General features: G+C 55.2%; 14 protein-coding genes, 1 tRNA gene and 2 rRNA genes. 8 read left to right on the top strand and 9 right to left on the bottom strand.

Annotated elements, in window-relative coordinates:
* Positions 1-81: 81 nt before the first annotated feature.
* The 4 genes from ACX3P5_RS03400 to gmhB form a co-directional block, all read right to left on the bottom strand.
* Positions 82-2,986, bottom strand: a 23S ribosomal RNA gene (locus ACX3P5_RS03400).
* Between the two features lie 230 nt (positions 2,987-3,216).
* Positions 3,217-3,291: transfer RNA gene (locus tag ACX3P5_RS03395), tRNA-Glu, on the bottom strand.
* An 89-nt stretch (positions 3,292-3,380) separates the two neighbouring features.
* Positions 3,381-4,922: ribosomal RNA gene (locus ACX3P5_RS03390) — 16S ribosomal RNA — on the bottom strand.
* The 16S and 23S rRNA genes sit together here with 1 tRNA gene alongside, the layout of an rRNA operon.
* Before the next feature lie 405 nt (positions 4,923-5,327).
* Entirely contained in the window at positions 5,328-5,888 is a 561-nt protein-coding gene (gene gmhB, locus ACX3P5_RS03385; protein WP_458968290.1) for a D-glycero-beta-D-manno-heptose 1,7-bisphosphate 7-phosphatase, read from the bottom strand.
* Positions 5,889-6,076: 188 nt separating this feature from the next.
* Between gmhB and metN the strand changes: the two genes are divergently transcribed.
* The 6 genes from metN to proS all read left to right on the top strand — a co-directional run bounded on the left by metN (position 6,077) and on the right by proS (position 11,638).
* Complete coding sequence (metN, locus tag ACX3P5_RS03380; protein WP_233985227.1) at positions 6,077-7,108, top strand: methionine ABC transporter ATP-binding protein MetN; 1,032 nt, start codon at positions 6,077-6,079, stop codon at positions 7,106-7,108.
* The gene (locus ACX3P5_RS03375) at positions 7,101-7,754 is read left to right on the top strand and encodes a methionine ABC transporter permease MetI (RefSeq protein ID WP_009091958.1); all 654 of its coding nucleotides are present in this window, start codon (positions 7,101-7,103) and stop codon (positions 7,752-7,754) included. Before metN ends, ACX3P5_RS03375 begins: the two co-directional genes overlap by 8 nt.
* Positions 7,755-7,783: 29 nt before the next feature.
* Complete coding sequence (locus tag ACX3P5_RS03370; protein WP_458968289.1) at positions 7,784-8,599, top strand: MetQ/NlpA family lipoprotein; 816 nt, start codon at positions 7,784-7,786, stop codon at positions 8,597-8,599.
* 128 nt (positions 8,600-8,727) lie between these two features.
* The gene (gene rcsF / locus ACX3P5_RS03365) at positions 8,728-9,126 is read left to right on the top strand and encodes an Rcs stress response system protein RcsF (RefSeq protein ID WP_233985229.1); all 399 of its coding nucleotides are present in this window, start codon (positions 8,728-8,730) and stop codon (positions 9,124-9,126) included.
* Entirely contained in the window at positions 9,123-9,830 is a 708-nt protein-coding gene (gene tsaA, locus ACX3P5_RS03360) for a tRNA (N6-threonylcarbamoyladenosine(37)-N6)-methyltransferase TrmO (protein WP_233985230.1), read from the top strand. The genes rcsF and tsaA overlap by 4 nt, the downstream gene beginning before the upstream one ends.
* Before the next feature lie 89 nt (positions 9,831-9,919).
* Complete coding sequence (gene proS, locus ACX3P5_RS03355) at positions 9,920-11,638, top strand: proline--tRNA ligase (protein WP_233985231.1); 1,719 nt, start codon at positions 9,920-9,922, stop codon at positions 11,636-11,638.
* Between the two features lie 310 nt (positions 11,639-11,948).
* Here the strand turns inward: proS and arfB are convergent, their stop codons facing one another.
* Positions 11,949-12,359, bottom strand: a complete 411-nt coding sequence (gene arfB, locus ACX3P5_RS03350) for an alternative ribosome rescue aminoacyl-tRNA hydrolase ArfB (protein WP_094120992.1) — start codon at positions 12,357-12,359, stop codon at positions 11,949-11,951.
* A gap of 217 nt (positions 12,360-12,576) precedes the next feature.
* Between arfB and ACX3P5_RS03345 the strand changes: the two genes are divergently transcribed.
* Complete coding sequence (locus ACX3P5_RS03345) at positions 12,577-12,777, top strand: YaeP family protein (protein ID WP_031375293.1); 201 nt, start codon at positions 12,577-12,579, stop codon at positions 12,775-12,777.
* Positions 12,764-13,024, top strand: coding sequence for a Rho-binding antiterminator (rof, locus tag ACX3P5_RS03340; RefSeq protein WP_233985232.1), 261 nt, complete (start codon positions 12,764-12,766; stop codon positions 13,022-13,024). Before ACX3P5_RS03345 ends, rof begins: the two co-directional genes overlap by 14 nt.
* A 40-nt stretch (positions 13,025-13,064) precedes the next feature.
* On the opposite strand, the gene ACX3P5_RS03335 is transcribed toward rof, so the two are convergent.
* The 4 genes from ACX3P5_RS03335 to ACX3P5_RS03320 all read right to left on the bottom strand — a co-directional run bounded on the left by ACX3P5_RS03335 (position 13,065) and on the right by ACX3P5_RS03320 (position 17,353).
* The gene (locus ACX3P5_RS03335; RefSeq protein WP_233988220.1) at positions 13,065-13,373 is read right to left on the bottom strand and encodes a c-type cytochrome; all 309 of its coding nucleotides are present in this window, start codon (positions 13,371-13,373) and stop codon (positions 13,065-13,067) included.
* Between the two features lie 18 nt (positions 13,374-13,391).
* A complete protein-coding gene (tilS, locus tag ACX3P5_RS03330) occupies positions 13,392-14,690 on the bottom strand; it encodes a tRNA lysidine(34) synthetase TilS (RefSeq protein WP_458968288.1) in 1,299 nt (432 codons plus the stop codon).
* A 52-nt stretch (positions 14,691-14,742) separates the two neighbouring features.
* Complete coding sequence (locus ACX3P5_RS03325) at positions 14,743-15,132, bottom strand: VOC family protein (RefSeq protein ID WP_458968287.1); 390 nt, start codon at positions 15,130-15,132, stop codon at positions 14,743-14,745.
* A gap of 70 nt (positions 15,133-15,202) precedes the next feature.
* Positions 15,203-17,353, bottom strand: a complete 2,151-nt coding sequence (locus ACX3P5_RS03320) for a lysine decarboxylase LdcC (RefSeq protein WP_233985235.1) — start codon at positions 17,351-17,353, stop codon at positions 15,203-15,205.
* Between the last annotated feature and the right edge of the window lie 101 nt (positions 17,354-17,454).

The raw sequence follows: 17,454 nt of genomic DNA, 5'->3' as shown, positions 1-17,454 counted from the left end.
CTCCGGACCCGGGCCCGCAGGACACAAACGTATCCGGTAACAAGCTGAAAATCTGTCTCTTAAAAACGCCTCTGGCGTTGTAAGGTTAAGCCTCACGGGTCATTAGTACCGGTTAGCTCAACGCATCGCTGCGCTTACACACCCGGCCTATCAACGTCGTCGTCTTCAACGTCCCTTCAGGACTCTCAAGGAGTCAGGGAGAACTCATCTCGGGGCAAGTTTCGTGCTTAGATGCTTTCAGCACTTATCTTTTCCGCACTTAGCTACCGGGCAATGCCATTGGCATGACAACCCGAACACCAGTGGTGCGTTCACTCCGGTCCTCTCGTACTAGGAGCAACCCCCCTCAATTCTCCAGCGCCCACGGCAGATAGGGACCGAACTGTCTCACGACGTTCTAAACCCAGCTCGCGTACCACTTTAAACGGCGAACAGCCGTACCCTTGGGACCTACTTCAGCCCCAGGATGTGATGAGCCGACATCGAGGTGCCAAACACCGCCGTCGATATGAACTCTTGGGCGGTATCAGCCTGTTATCCCCGGAGTACCTTTTATCCGTTGAGCGATGGCCCTTCCATTCAGAACCACCGGATCACTATGACCTGCTTTCGCACCTGCTCGAGCCGTCACTCTCGCAGTCAAGCCAGCTTATGCCATTGCACTAACCTCACGATGTCCGACCGTGATTAGCTGACCTTCGTGCTCCTCCGTTACGCTTTAGGAGGAGACCGCCCCAGTCAAACTACCCACCAGACACTGTCCGCACCCCGGATCACGGGGCCACGTTAGAACATCAAACATTAAAGGGTGGTATTTCAAGGTTGGCTCCACGCAGACTGGCGTCTGCGCTTCAAAGCCTCCCACCTATCCTACACATCAAGGCTCAATGTTCAGTGTCAAGCTGTAGTAAAGGTTCACGGGGTCTTTCCGTCTTGCCGCGGGTACACTGCATCTTCACAGCGAGTTCAATTTCACTGAGTCTCGGGTGGAGACAGCCTGGCCATCATTACGCCATTCGTGCAGGTCGGAACTTACCCGACAAGGAATTTCGCTACCTTAGGACCGTTATAGTTACGGCCGCCGTTTACCGGGGCTTCGATCAAGAGCTTCTCCTTACGGATAACCCCATCAATTAACCTTCCGGCACCGGGCAGGCGTCACACCGTATACGTCCACTTTCGTGTTTGCACAGTGCTGTGTTTTTAATAAACAGTTGCAGCCAGCTGGTATCTTCGACTGGCTTCGGCTCGGGGAGCGAGTCCCTCCACCTACGCGCCAGCGTGCCTTCTCCCGAAGTTACGGCACCATTTTGCCTAGTTCCTTCACCCGAGTTCTCTCAAGCGCCTTGGTATTCTCTACCTGACCACCTGTGTCGGTTTGGGGTACGATTTTGTGTTACCTGATGCTTAGAGGCTTTTCCTGGAAGCAGGGCATTTATCACTTCAGCACCGTAGTGCCTCGTCGTCACGCCTCAGTGTAAAGTGAACCGGATTTGCCTGGAACACACACCTACACGCTTAAACCGGGACAACCGTCGCCCGGCTGATATAGCCTTCTCCGTCCCCCCTTCGCAGTAACACCAAGTACAGGAATATTAACCTGTTTCCCATCGACTACGCCTTTCGGCCTCGCCTTAGGGGTCGACTCACCCTGCTCCGATTAACGTTGAACAGGAACCCTTGGTCTTCCGGCGAGCGGGCTTTTCACCCGCTTTATCGTTACTTATGTCAGCATTCGCACTTCTGATACCTCCAGCATGCCTCACAGCACACCTTCGACGGCTTACAGAACGCTCCCCTACCCAACAACGCCTAAGCGTCGCTGCCGCAGCTTCGGTGCATGGTTTAGCCCCGTTACATCTTCCGCGCAGGCCGACTCGACCAGTGAGCTATTACGCTTTCTTTAAATGATGGCTGCTTCTAAGCCAACATCCTGGCTGTCTGTGCCTTCCCACATCGTTTCCCACTTAACCATGACTTTGGGACCTTAGCTGGCGGTCTGGGTTGTTTCCCTCTTCACGACGGACGTTAGCACCCGCCGTGTGTCTCCCGTGATAACATTCTTCGGTATTCGCAGTTTGCATCGGGTTGGTAAGCCGGGATGGCCCCCTAGCCGAAACAGTGCTCTACCCCCGAAGATGAGTTCACGAGGCGCTACCTAAATAGCTTTCGGGGAGAACCAGCTATCTCCCGGTTTGATTGGCCTTTCACCCCCAGCCACAGGTCATCCGCTAATTTTTCAACATTAGTCGGTTCGGTCCTCCAGTTAGTGTTACCCAACCTTCAACCTGCCCATGGCTAGATCACCGGGTTTCGGGTCTATACCCTGCAACTTAACGCCCAGTTAAGACTCGGTTTCCCTGCGGCTCCCCTATACGGTTAACCTTGCTACAGAATATAAGTCGCTGACCCATTATACAAAAGGTACGCAGTCACCCCATAAAGAGGCTCCCACTGCTTGTACGTACACGGTTTCAGGTTCTGTTTCACTCCCCTCGCCGGGGTTCTTTTCGCCTTTCCCTCACGGTACTGGTTCACTATCGGTCAGTCAGGAGTATTTAGCCTTGGAGGATGGTCCCCCCATATTCAGACAGGATACCACGTGTCCCGCCTTACTCATCGAGCTCACAGCATGTGTGTTTTTGTGTACGGGAGTATCACCCTGTACCCTGCGACTTTCCAGACGCTTCCACTAACACACAAGCTGATTCAGGCTCTGGGCTGCTCCCCGTTCGCTCGCCGCTACTGGGGGAATCTCGGTTGATTTCTTTTCCTCGGGGTACTTAGATGTTTCAGTTCCCCCGGTTCGCCTTGCAGCACTATGTATTCATGCTGCAATGATGCACTGAGTGCACCGGGTTTCCCCATTCGGACATCGACGGCTGTAGCGGTTCATATCACCTTACCGTCGCTTTACGCAGATTAGCACGTCCTTCATCGCCTCTGACTGCCAGGGCATCCACCGTGTACGCTTAGTCGCTTAACCTCACAACCCACAGGCGTTTTTCAACGCTGCGTGTTGCAAGCATTTGAGAGACTCGAACACATCGTGTTTTTCATTCTTATTACGGAGAATGAAAACGACATGTCGTTTCAATTTTCAGCTTGTTCCGGATTGTTAAAGAGCAAATATCTCAAACGCGGCTCCGCTGCTTACGCAGCCGAATCGGTTTTGAGATACTTCGTGGAGACACCTTTCACCTGTCACCAAGCAAGTGGCGTCCCCTAGGGGATTCGAACCCCTGTTGCCGCCGTGAAAGGGCGGAGTCCTAACCGCTAGACGAAGGGGACACGATAGTGTCACGACTTCGCAGCCGTCTTGCTCATTACTTTTCTATCAGACAATCTGTGTGAGCACTGCGCGGGAAGGTATCTTCAGGTAAGGAGGTGATCCAACCGCAGGTTCCCCTACGGTTACCTTGTTACGACTTCACCCCAGTCATGAATCACAAAGTGGTAAGCGCCCTCCCGAAGGTTAAGCTACCTACTTCTTTTGCAACCCACTCCCATGGTGTGACGGGCGGTGTGTACAAGGCCCGGGAACGTATTCACCGTGGCATTCTGATCCACGATTACTAGCGATTCCGACTTCACGGAGTCGAGTTGCAGACTCCGATCCGGACTACGACGCACTTTGTGAGGTCCGCTTGCTCTCGCGAGGTCGCTTCTCTTTGTATGCGCCATTGTAGCACGTGTGTAGCCCTACTCGTAAGGGCCATGATGACTTGACGTCATCCCCACCTTCCTCCGGTTTATCACCGGCAGTCTCCTTTGAGTTCCCGACCGAATCGCTGGCAACAAAGGATAAGGGTTGCGCTCGTTGCGGGACTTAACCCAACATTTCACAACACGAGCTGACGACAGCCATGCAGCACCTGTCTCAGCGTTCCCGAAGGCACCAATCCATCTCTGGAAAGTTCGCTGGATGTCAAGAGTAGGTAAGGTTCTTCGCGTTGCATCGAATTAAACCACATGCTCCACCGCTTGTGCGGGCCCCCGTCAATTCATTTGAGTTTTAACCTTGCGGCCGTACTCCCCAGGCGGTCGACTTAACGCGTTAGCTCCGGAAGCCACTCCTCAAGGGAACAACCTCCAAGTCGACATCGTTTACGGCGTGGACTACCAGGGTATCTAATCCTGTTTGCTCCCCACGCTTTCGCACCTGAGCGTCAGTCTTTGTCCAGGGGGCCGCCTTCGCCACCGGTATTCCTCCAGATCTCTACGCATTTCACCGCTACACCTGGAATTCTACCCCCCTCTACAAGACTCAAGCCTGCCAGTTTCAAATGCAGTTCCCAGGTTAAGCCCGGGGATTTCACATCTGACTTAACAGACCGCCTGCGTGCGCTTTACGCCCAGTAATTCCGATTAACGCTTGCACCCTCCGTATTACCGCGGCTGCTGGCACGGAGTTAGCCGGTGCTTCTTCTGCGGGTAACGTCAATCGACGCGGTTATTAACCACATCGCCTTCCTCCCCGCTGAAAGTACTTTACAACCCGAAGGCCTTCTTCATACACGCGGCATGGCTGCATCAGGCTTGCGCCCATTGTGCAATATTCCCCACTGCTGCCTCCCGTAGGAGTCTGGACCGTGTCTCAGTTCCAGTGTGGCTGGTCATCCTCTCAGACCAGCTAGGGATCGTCGCCTAGGTGGGCCATTACCCCGCCTACTAGCTAATCCCATCTGGGTTCATCCGATAGTGAGAGGCCCGAAGGTCCCCCTCTTTGGTCTTGCGACGTTATGCGGTATTAGCCACCGTTTCCAGTGGTTATCCCCCTCTATCGGGCAGATCCCCAGACATTACTCACCCGTCCGCCACTCGTCACCCAAGGAGCAAGCTCCTCTGTGCTACCGTCCGACTTGCATGTGTTAGGCCTGCCGCCAGCGTTCAATCTGAGCCATGATCAAACTCTTCAATTTAAGTTTGATTTGCTTAAACAAGTTAAGCGGTGCTCATCTGTAAAACGTCATAATGAATTTCATTATGTGTTCACTCGTGAGACTTGATATTTTTTACGTCCGGAGACGCTGATATCAATCCTGCGAGTGCCCACACAGATTGTCTGATAAATTGTTAAAGAGCAGTGCGAACAGTGCGTTAGCTTCCTGTCGCGAGGTGGCGTATATTACGCCTTCCTCCTTCAGAGTCAACTTCTTTTTCAGAAGTTTTCTCCGGCGGCGCAGTCTCCTGTGCCTGCTGACCCGTTACTCCGTAAACCGGTGTTCCGTGTCAGTGGAGGCGCATTATAGGGGACGCTTCAGATAGCGCAAGTGCAAATTTAAACTTTTTTGCTGTTCGTCTGAAATTTGCACAAAAGCGCCGTTTTAGCCCTGTTTGATGCGTGCTGGCAGCACGGCGAGGCTATCAATCACCCAGTCTGCTGCAGCTTCGCCTTCAGCGGTGACCGGCTTACCACTACGGACCAGTACTTTCTTACCCACGCCTGCAGCCTGACCCGCCAGCATATCTTCCAGCTTATCGCCCACCATATAAGAAGCCGCCATATCAATGTGCAGTTCCTGCTGCGCCGTTAACAACATCCCCGGCTGTGGTTTGCGGCAATCACACACCTGGCGAAACTCTTCAACAGTCGCCTCAGGATGATGCGGACAGAAATAGATGCCATCGAGATCCACATCACGATCGGCTAATGACCAGTCCATCCATTCGGTCAGCCGCATAAAGGTATCTTCGGTAAACATGCCGCGCGCAATACCAGACTGATTGGTCACTACGACCAAAGCAAAACCCATCTGCTTCAGTTGTTGTAGCGCCTCAATCGTGCCGTCAATGAACTGGAAGTTATCAATTTCATGGACATAGCCATGGTCGACGTTGAGGGTGCCATCGCGATCAAGAAAAATGGCTGGGACTTTATTCGCCACGTAGAAACTCCTGCTGTAAAAATTGCCGATCAGTATCGCATGATTGCTATAAAAGGGAGAATGCCAGATTGAATCACTTCCATTGATTTAGACGTCTGGATGCCTTACCATCCATCCAGCTTTGACAGCATATCAGGCTTAACCGCCTGCCACACCACGGACAACGCAACACGATAATAAATAACGTAATGATTAAATTAGAAAATATCACCAAGGTGTTCCAGCAAGGCAACCGCACCATTCAGGCGTTATCTGACGTCAGTCTGCACGTGCCTGCCGGACAAATTTATGGCGTCATCGGGGCTTCCGGTGCCGGCAAAAGTACATTGATCCGTTGCGTTAATCTGCTTGAGCGCCCGACTTCGGGCCGGGTACTGGTAGATGGTGCTGACCTGACTGCACTTAGTGAACGCCAGTTAACCCAGGCGCGTCGTCAGATCGGCATGATCTTTCAGCACTTTAACCTGATGAACTCCCGTACCGTCGCCGGCAACGTTTCACTGCCGCTGGAGCTGGGTAACCTGTCACGCGAGCAGATTAAGGCGCGGGTCGCTGAATTGCTGGAACTGGTCGGCCTGTCCGATAAGCATGATGCCTGGCCCGCAAACCTTTCAGGCGGCCAGAAGCAGCGCGTCGCCATTGCCCGCGCTCTGGCCAGTAATCCTAAGGTGCTGTTGTGCGATGAAGCCACCAGCGCGCTCGATCCGGCCACGACCCGCTCGATTCTGGAGTTGCTGAAAGACATTAACCGCCGTCTCGGCCTGACCATCCTGCTGATCACTCATGAAATGGATGTGGTGAAACGCATCTGTGACCAGGTCGCGGTTATCAGTCAGGGCGAACTGATCGAGAAAGACAGCGTCAGTGAAGTCTTCTCGCATCCGAAAACGCCGCTGGCGCAGCAGTTCATTCAGTCAACGTTGCATCTGGATATCCCGGATGACTATCAACAGCGTCTTTCGGCCGTCGCCAGCCATGACAGTGTGCCGCTGCTGCGTCTGGAGTTCACCGGTAAATCGGTCGATGCGCCACTGTTGTCGGAAGCGGCCCGCCGTTACAACGTCAATAACAACATTATCAGTGCCCAGATGGATTATGCCGGCGGTGTGAAGTTCGGCATTATGCTGGCCGAAATGCACGGCACAGAAAGCGATACCCGTCAGGCCATCGCCTGGCTGCAGGAGAATCACGTGAAAGTAGAGGTGTTAGGTTATGTCTGAGGCGATGATGTGGTTGCTGGGGCGCGGCGTATGGGAAACGCTGATGATGACCTTTGTCTCGGGCTTCTTTGGCTTTGTGCTGGGGCTGCCGGTCGGCGTGCTGCTGTATGTCACCCGTCCAGGCCAGATTCTGCAGAATCAGGGACTCTACCGGGTGCTCTCGGCGCTGGTGAATATTTTCCGTTCGATTCCCTTCATTATTCTGCTGGTCTGGATGATTCCGTTCACCCGCGTCATCGTCGGCACTTCAATTGGCTTACAGGCCGCCATCGTGCCGTTAACCGTCGGTGCCGCACCTTTTATTGCGCGTATGGTGGAAAACGCCCTGCTGGAGCTGCCAACCGGACTGATTGAAGCGTCACGCGCGATGGGCGCCACGCCAATGCAGATCGTCCGTAAGGTTCTGCTGCCGGAAGCGATGCCAGGCCTGGTCAACGCCGCGACGATTACCCTGATTACGCTGGTCGGTTACTCAGCAATGGGTGGTGCAGTCGGCGCTGGCGGTCTGGGTCAGATCGGTTATCAGTACGGTTATATCGGCTACAACGCCACCGTGATGAATACGGTATTGGTGTTGTTAGTGGTTTTGGTGTATCTCATTCAATTCTGTGGCGACCGCATCGTACGTGCGGTGTCCCATAAGTAAGCCAGCAATAACACTATTAAGGAAAGGATATGTCTTTCAGATTTAAAAAAATTGCCGCTGTGGGTGCACTGATTGGCGCGATTGCGCTGGCAGGATGCGATCAAAAAGAGAAAGATCCCAATCATATCAAAGTGGGCGTGATTGTCGGTGCTGAGCAGCAGGTAGCTGAAGCGGCACAGAAAGTCGCGAAAGAGAAGTATGGCCTCGACGTTGAGCTGGTGACGTTTAACGATTATGTGCTGCCTAACGAAGCGCTGAGCAAAGGCGATATCGACGCGAATGCCTTCCAGCATAAACCGTATCTGGATCAGCAGATCAAAGATCGTGGTTATAAGCTGGTCTCCGTCGGTAACTCCTTCGTCTACCCAATCGCGGGCTATTCGAAAAAGATTAAATCACTGGATGAGCTGCAGGAGGGCGCTCAGGTGGCGATTCCCAACGATCCGACCAACCTGGGCCGTACCCTGCTGCTGCTGCAGAAAGTGGGTCTGATCAAACTGAAAGATGGCGTGGGCCTGCTGCCGACCTCGCTGGACATCACCGAGAACCCTAAGCATCTGAAAATTGTTGAGCTGGAAGCACCGCAGCTGCCGCGTTCACTCGACGATCAGCAGATTGCGCTGGCGGTCATCAACACCACCTACGCCAGCCAGATTGGTCTGACACCAGCCAAAGACGGTATCTTTGTCGAAGATAAAGATTCCCCTTACGTGAACCTGATTGTGGCGCGTGAAGACAATAAAGATGCGGAAAACGTGAAGAAATTCGTTGAGGCTTATCAGTCTGACGAAGTCAGCGAAGCCGCGAATAAAGTCTTCAACGGCGGCGCCGTTAAAGGCTGGTAATACGGTTACTCATTTCTACCAGGGCGGCGCGATGCCGCCCTTTCTGTTATTGGGTCTCCTGCCCGACTTGTTATTTATTCTGGTCCTTGTTTCAATAACGCCACTTTTTGAAACCTGAGGATGTTGCCATGCGTTTTTTACCGCTCTGCTTGTTAGCATTGATGCTGACCGGGTGTGTCCATGAATATCACCCGATAAGCAGCGCACCTTCTCGTCCGCAGCAATCCAGCGAACCGGCCCGCAAACCTGCGTCGCGTCCTGCACCGGTTAAGCTCTACACCGATGCGGCTGACCTGGTCAGCAAACCGTTCCGCGATTTGGGCGAAGTCTCGGCTGAAGATTGCCAGATCAGTAACCAGAACTCGCCGGCTAACATCGCCACCGCGCGTAAACGCCTGCAGATCCGCGCCTCGCAGATGAAAGCCAACGCGGTGCTGCTGCATAAATGTGAAATTGTGACCGGAACGCCAGGCTGCTACCGCCAGGCGGTATGCCAGGGTTCGGCGCTGAAAGTCAGTAATCAATGAGTGAATTCGCCTTTGCGCAAATTGGGGTAATCCGCTCACCGTGGAAAGAGAAGTTTGCCGTACCGCGCCAGCCCGGTCTGGTGCAGGACGGCGGCGGCGAGCTGCACCTGCTGGCACCCTATAACCAGCCGGAAGCGGTACGCGGGCTGGAAGCCTTCAGTCATCTCTGGCTGCTGTTCGTGTTTCATCAGACCATGGCCGGTGGCTGGCGACCGACGGTCCGTCCGCCCCGGCTCGGCGGCAATGCGCGCATCGGGGTGTTCGCGACCCGCTCAACCTTCCGCCCTAACCCGATTGGCATGTCGCTGGTTGAGCTCAAGGGCATTCATGTCGATAAACAGCAGGTGATCCTGCAGCTTGGCAGTCTGGATCTGGTCGACGGAACGCCGGTGGTTGATATCAAACCCTATCTGCCGTTTGCGGAAGCGATACCGCACGCCGAGGCTGGTTTTGCTCAGGCCGCACCGGCGGCTGATATGCCGGTCCGCTTCTCGGCTCAGGCGCAGCAGCAACTGCAACAGCAGCAGGTGCGCTACCCGCATCTGGCGCGCTTTATCAGTGAGGTGCTGGCGCAGGACCCTCGTCCCGCTTACCGCAAAGGTGAAGTGGAGCAACGGGAATATGCCGCCTGGCTGATCGATTTTAATGTGCGCTGGCGCATCGACGAGGCCGGAACGGAAGTGATCGCCATCGACCCGCGTTAAAACCCGCTTTTGAGCCGGTGATCTCACTGGTACACTAGCCGCCAGCAAAATTCTGTCTGTGACTTTCCGATCAACTGGAATCGTAATCAATGCGTACTACTCAATATCTGCTCTCTACTCAGAAAGAGACGCCTTCCGACGCTGAAGTGATCAGCCATCAGCTGATGCTGCGCGCCGGAATGATCCGCAAACTGGCTTCTGGCTTGTACACCTGGTTGCCGACCGGGGTGCGCGTGCTGAAAAAAGTCGAAAACATCGTGCGTGAAGAGATGAACAACGCCGGCGCGATTGAGATTTCAATGCCGGTGGTGCAGCCTGCCGACCTGTGGCAAGAGAGCGGTCGCTGGGAAGAGTATGGCCCGGAACTGTTACGTATTGCCGATCGCCACGATCGTCCATTCGTGCTGGGTCCGACGCATGAAGAAGTGGTCACTGATCTGATCCGCAACGAGCTGAGCTCTTATAAGCAGTTGCCGCTGAATCTGTATCAGATTCAGACCAAATTCCGTGATGAAGTGCGCCCGCGTTTTGGCGTGATGCGTTCACGTGAATTCATCATGAAAGATGCTTACTCATTCCACGTTTCGCAGGAGTCACTGCAGGAAACGTACGAGGCGATGTATCGCGCTTACAGCCAGAGCTTCACCCGTATGGGACTCGATTTCCGTGCGGTGCAGGCGGATACCGGCTCGATCGGCGGCAGCGCGTCACATGAGTTCCAGGTGCTGGCGCAGAGCGGCGAAGATGATGTGATCTTCTCTACTGACTCTGACTATGCGGCTAACATTGAACTGGCCGAAGCCGTTGCCCCAGCCGGCGAACGCGCCGCGCCGACCCAGGAAATGCGCATCGTTGATACCCCAGATGCCAAAACCATCGCCGAACTGGTTGAGCAATTCCAGCTGCCGATTGAGCAGACGGTGAAGACGCTGATCGTCAAAGGTGCGGAAGAGAGCGGCCATCCGCTGGTTGCCCTGCTGGTCCGCGGCGATCATCAGTTGAATGAGATCAAAGCGGAAAAAGCGGAGATCGTCGCTGCGCCGCTGGTGTTCGCCACCGAAGAAGAGATCCGGGCTGCCGTCGGTGCGGGTCCGGGTTCTATCGGTCCGGTCGGGCTGAAGATGCCAATCATCGCCGACCGTACCGTGGCGAAGATGAGTGATTTCAGCGCTGGCGCAAACGTCGACGGTAAACACTATTTTGGCATCAACTGGGAGCGCGATCTGCCGCTGGCCAGCGTGGCGGATATCCGTAACGTGGTCGAAGGCGATCTCAGCCCGGATGGCAAAGGCACGCTGCAGATTAAACGCGGCATCGAAGTGGGTCACATCTTCCAGCTTGGCACCAAATATTCTGACGCGATGAAAGCCTCGGTTCAGGGTGAAGATGGCCGCAATCAGGTGATGAGCATGGGCTGCTACGGCATCGGCATCACCCGTGTCGTCGCGGCGGCGATTGAACAGAACCATGATGAACGCGGCATTATCTGGCCTGCGGCGCTGGCACCGTTCGAAGTGGCGATTCTGCCAATGAACATGCAGAAATCGTTCCGGGTGAAAGAGCTGGCGGAAGAGCTCTACGCGACGCTACGCGCCAAAGGTGTGGATGTCATTCTGGATGACCGTAAAGAGCGTCCGGGCGTGATGTTTGCCGACATGGAACTGATTGGTGTGCCGCACACCATCGTGATTGGCGATCGCAATCTCGACAATCAGGAGATTGAATATAAAGCGCGCCGTGCCGGTGAGAAGCAGATGATTAAGCAGGATGAGATCGTCGACTTCCTGCTGAAGGCTCTGAATAAGTAAGTTCTTAGCGATAGTCAAAGCGGGCTGAATCTGGCTGCAACGGATGAGCTCAACGCGAAGGAAACCGGGTCAGAAGAGGAAAGCGTCCCGCCGCCCGGATAAAAACGCCGGGAGCGTTTTTGAACAACGCATAGCGTTGGCCCCTCTACGGGCGCACCTCAGGGATGAGGTGCGTAATTGTGCGGGCCGAGCGGCCATAGATGGCTTTAGCGACTTTCCGATCTGACCTTGTTCTCTGAGCAGGCTCGATTTCATCGCCGCACGAACCTGACTTTTTCAGCTCTCAAACGCCCCGCTTGCGGGGCGTTTTTTATTGTACTTTGCCGCGCATCGACTTAGTGGTACTGCGCCGTGCTTTCCCCTCCAGCCGTCGCTCTTTAGAAGCGCGGGTCGGCCGCGTCGCGCGCCGGGCCTTTTCCACCGTACTCAGTTCCCGAATCAGATTCACCAGACGCTGAAGCGCGGCTTCACGGTTCATCTCCTGACTGCGATGCTCCTGCGACTTAATCACCACGATCCCTTCGCGGGTAATCAAATGATGACTGGCGCTCAGCAATCGCTGTTTATAAAAGTCCGGCAACGAGGACGCGGCGATATCGAACCGCAAATGTATCGCCGTGCTGGCTTTATTGACATGTTGTCCTCCGTTGCCTTGCGCACGAATCGCGGTCAGCTCAATTTCACTTTCCGGGATTTCAACACTGCGTGACAGCATAATCATCTGCCACCTTCCCCTGCGCTTATGGCGCTTACTGCCGATAACCTGTTCATCAACTTAACCTTTTGTGCTTTGACTCTTTCCGCGTCAGACAGCGGAATCTGTCACTTTAGCAGTGATTTGCGCGCTGTTCCTGCTTTAAGCGGGCTGATTTCCTGCAAATGGCTGTGATATAGTCGCCAGTTAACCAGAGTATTGACGCTCTGCTGAGGAGGGCCACGTGCAAAATTATTGTGAGTTAGTTCGCCGAAAATATGCCGAAATCGGCAGCGGGGATTTAGGTTACATACCCGATGCGATTGGCTGCGCATTGAAGGCGCTTAATGATATTGCCGCAAATACTGCGCTAAACTCTTCTGTCAGGGAACAGGCGGCCTACGCCGCTGCTAACTTATTGGTGAGCGACTATGTTGATAAATGAAGCGTACCAACCCATCAATTGCGATGATTACGACAATCTGGAACTCGCCTGCCAAAATAACTGGATGCTGTCGCTGGAGATGAAAAATGGCGAGCAGCTCAAGGCGAAGGCCGGCGAGATATTTTCACGCAAGAATGTGGAATATCTGTCCATTGATCTTGCCGGTGAAACCCGCGAGTTACGCCTCGACCATATCGCCAGCTTCAGTCACCCTGAACTGGGAACGGTCGTTGTCAGCGCAGAATAATCCACGTTTTCCGGGCGGGACTTTCCCGCCCTCTTCCGTTTCAGGGTTGTAACGACCCGTAGTAGGCCGCCAAATCTGCCATATCGGCATCACTTAATCCCGCGACGAACGCTTTCATCACTTCAGCCTGCCCCCCGTTACGCTCACCTTTCTTATAAGCCTGCAGGGCATGTTCAAGATATTCAGCGTGTTGCCCGGCCAGATTGGGATAGAGCGGCACCGTGGCTTTTCCTGCTGCACCGTGACAGGCCATGCAGCTGGCTGCCTTCTGCGCCCCACTCTGCGCATCACCCGCCGCCCAGGCCGGTAGCGCGGCGGCCACTAAACACGCCGCGATCCACGTTTTCATCATTGCTCTCCTGCGTTTCTATTTCGAATGCCAGACAACCTGCCAGCCATCCGCATCGATGGCCGCGCCCTCACGGGTAATAAAAAGATCCGGCGCGCAGATCAGCGTCTGGTTGTAAAAAATTAATGGAATCCGTTCGCGTTGCCACGGCGGAATGTGCAACGCCTGCCACAGCTTCTTCATTTCCCGTCCGCCGCTACGCCCTGCCAGATGAACCTGGCCCTGCGCATGGAACCGCACGCTGATCTGCTCATCCGGCTGGGGAAGACGTAACGGGCGCTGGGCCTGGCTGGCCTGCAGCAGGCCAAGATTGTCCGGCAACGCCAGCGGCTGGCTAATATCGGGCCACGCCAACTGGATATCGCGTAGTGAGCTGAGCCGCGGCAGCCAGTAGAGCTGCTGGCGATAGCGTCGCAGTTCAGCCTGACCAGACTGCAGCCGCGGCTGGGCATCTTCGCGACTCGCCATCACTTCATGACGGATACGGTTCAGCGCATCGCGTGACGGCATCGATCCACCCTGCCCGGCAATCCAGCGGCGCAGCAGCGCATTGGCGCGCGCCTCACTCATCGTCAGTAAAGGTGGAAAGTGTAAGCTGCCGTCGGGCTGAGTCAGTGCGGCGAGCTGTTCGGCCAGCAGCTCATCCAGCAGCTGCTCCTGCTCAGCACAGAGTGCCGCGCTGCGCGCCGTCGCCTCGGCAAAATGGGGCCAGCGCTGACTCAATTCCGGCAGCAGACGCTGGCGCAGAAAGTTACGGTCGTAGCGCAAATCCTGGTTGCTCTCATCCTCAACCCACACCAGTTGATGCGTTCGGGCATAGTGCTCCAGTGACTGGCGGGAATGATTAAGCAACGGACGTAGCAGGCGATGCGCGCCCAACATGCGGGATGGCGGCATCGCGGCTAAGCCCGCCGGACCACTGCCGCGCTTCAGCGCCAGCAAAAAGGTTTCGCACTGATCGTCGAGATGCTGGGCAGTGAGTAACGTTTCGCCAGGCTGTAGCGCCGCGCTCAGTGCCTGATAGCGGGCAGTGCGGGCGGCGGCTTCAATGCCGCTGTCGCGGCTATCGATCCTGACCCGCAGCACCTCGCAAGGTAGCTGCCATTGCTGGCAGAGCGCCAGACAGTGCGCCGCCCAGCGATCGGCATTAGGACTCAGGCCGTGATGAACATGCAGCGCCCGCAGGCGGGATTGAGGAGAGTGCTGCTGCCAGCGCCATGCCTGATGCAGCAGGACGGTGGAATCGAGTCCGCCACTGAACGCCACCACCAGCGCGGCATCCGGTTGCAGCAAAGAATCAAGAGCGGACAAAGACATGGTGCAATCCAGACAATCGGGCCACCGGATGTGGCCCACTGAGCGCGCTATTTTACGCCTGATAAAGCTCCAGCGGCAAACCATCTGGATCGGCAAAGAAGGTGCACTGTTTACCGGTCAGCTCATCAATTCGGATCGGTTCGCACACCACGCCTTTCCCCGCCAGCGTTGCGGCGGCGGCGGCGACATCCGGCACGGTAAACGCGAGGTGACGCAATCCGCAGGCTTCAGGATGACTGACCCGTGCCGGCGGCTCAGGGAAAGAGAAGAGTTCGATGGTGTACTGGCCCTGTAACGCCAGGTCCCCTTTCCAGGAGTCGCGCGCTTCGCGGTAATATTCGCCCATCAGGCTGAAGCCCAGCACGTCACAATAGAACGCTTTGCTGCGCTGATAATCTGACGCGATGATCGCAATGTGGTGGATAGCCGTTAACTGCAGCATTTCAATTCCTTAATTTCAGACGAGCGCCTACCTTACGCAGGCACCCGATAGCTGACAATCTACAAAGTTCTTAACTGGCGTCGTTTTTCAGCACCCGAACGCGATATTCCCCTTCGTCGGTCAGCGTGGCACCATGGATATCGGTTTCAAAGCCCGGATAGTGGCGGCCAATGCTGCACAGCATTAACAGGAAATCGAGTACCGCACGGCTCTGTTCCGTGATCATCTCACCCGGCATCACCAGCGGCACGCCCGGCGGATAGGGCAAAATCATGTTGGCTGACACCCGCCCGACCAGCTCGCTGATATCGACGGTTTCAATATTGCCTTTCACCTGCTGCTGGAAAGCCTGATGCGGCGTCATTTTCATCTCCGGCAACACATCAAACGCCTGCAGCATCAGACGCGGCAGATCGTGATGGCGGATCAGCTGATGGATGCCCTGCGCCAGCGTCTGGATCCGCATATTGCGATAGAAGTCGGGATCTTCAGCGTAGAGATCCGGCAGCATATTTTTCACCCGCAAATTGAGATCGTAAGCGCGCTTGAACTCGGTCAGTCCGCGCAGCACGCTCATCGCTTTGGTTTTGTCGATGCCAATACTGAACAGGAACAGCAGGTTGTAAGGGCCGGTTTTCTCTACCACGATGCCGCGTTCATCCAGAAACTTCGCCACCAGCGCAGCCGGGATCCCCTCTTCGGCCATCTCACCCAGTTCGCTCATGCCCGGCGTCAGGATGGTGACCTTGATCGGATCGAGATACATGTGATCGCGATCGGCCTGGGTAAAGCCGTGCCACGCCTCGTCGCCAGGCTGGATCGGCCAGCACTGCGCCTCATCGATCTGTTCCGGCTGCCAGATATCAAAGAACCAGCTGTCAGACTCTTCACGCAGACGCTGGATCTCGCGGCGGAAATGCAGCGCGCGCTCCACCGAACGGTTGATCAGCCGCTTGCCCGGATTACCGCGCAGCATCGCCGCCGCGGTTTCAATCGACGAGACAATGGCGTAGTTCGGCGAAGTGGTGGTATGCATCATGTAGGCTTCGTTAAAGGTCTGCTCGTCGTAGTCGCCTTTAATATGAATCATCGACGCCTGTGAAAAGGCCGCCAGCAGCTTGTGGGTCGACTGGGTTTCGTACACCACTTTGCCCGGAATACGTTCGCCGCTCATGCCGCTTTTACCGGCGTAAATCGGGTGAAAATTGGTATAGGGCACCCAGGCGGAATCAAAGTGAATCGACGGCACATCCAGCGTCTCTTTAATGTACTGGGTGTTATAAAGCAGGCCGTCATAGGTCGAGTTAGTGATCACCGCATGGACCGGCCAGCTGGCACGTTCCGTGGCCGCGACTTTCTGTGTGATGCTGGCGCGGGTAAATTCCTGTTTTGGAATCCCGCCAAGAATACCCAGCGCGTTGCGGGTCGGCTTCAGCCAGATCGGGATCAGATCGCTCATCATCAGCAGATGCGTCAGAGACTTGTGGCAGTTACGGTCGATCAATACCGTGCTACCGGCCGGTGCCGCATACATGCCGACAATTTTATTTGAGGTCGAGGTGCCGTTGGTCACCATGTAACTTTGCTCCGCGCCAAAGGTGCGCGCCACATACTCTTCCGCTTCCAGATGCGGGCCGGTGTGATCGAGCAGCGAGCCCAGTTCAGTCACTGAGATCGAGATATCGGACTTCAGGGTATTCGCGCCGAAGAAATCGTAGAACAGGCAGCCGACCGGACTTTTCTGGAAGGCGGTCCCCGCCATGTGACCGGGCGTGCAGAAGGTATATTTCCCCTCTTTGACATAGGTGAACAGCGCTTTGGTCAGCGGCGGCGTAATGTGGTCAATGTAGTCATCGGTGTACTGGCGGATATGCAGCGCGATATCGTCGGCGGCATTGAGCGCGTATTCAAAGAAGTGCAGCGGCATCCGCATCTCATTGATGCTGATATCCATCTGCGAATGGGTGTTGATGAAAGCATAGAGCGGCAGGTATTCGTTGAGCTGATTGATCTCGCCACAGAGTTCCGGGCTGTTATGCGCGTCCCAGTCGAAGATCACGCCGCTGATACGCGGATTGTGTTCAATCAGTTTCAGCAGATCGTCGCTGTTTTTTGGGTAAAGTAGCTGAAAACCTTGCAGATTTAATGCCGCGTCGAGTTCACGCAACGGCTCATCTTTATAAAACACGCCGTGCGCGCCCATGATCGCCAGAATATTCAATGCTCACCTCCCTTTGTCGTGGCATCGGGTAAGCATATACGCTAACCGATTGAAGGTGTAGCCAGCCGGCAAGCCACCTGCCGGATGAACAGCATGAAGGC

Source organism: Pantoea sp. S-LA4 (assembly GCF_054482835.1).
The sequence above is the reverse complement of the archived record's forward strand: the minus strand, read 5'-3'. Positions and strand labels throughout refer to the sequence as shown.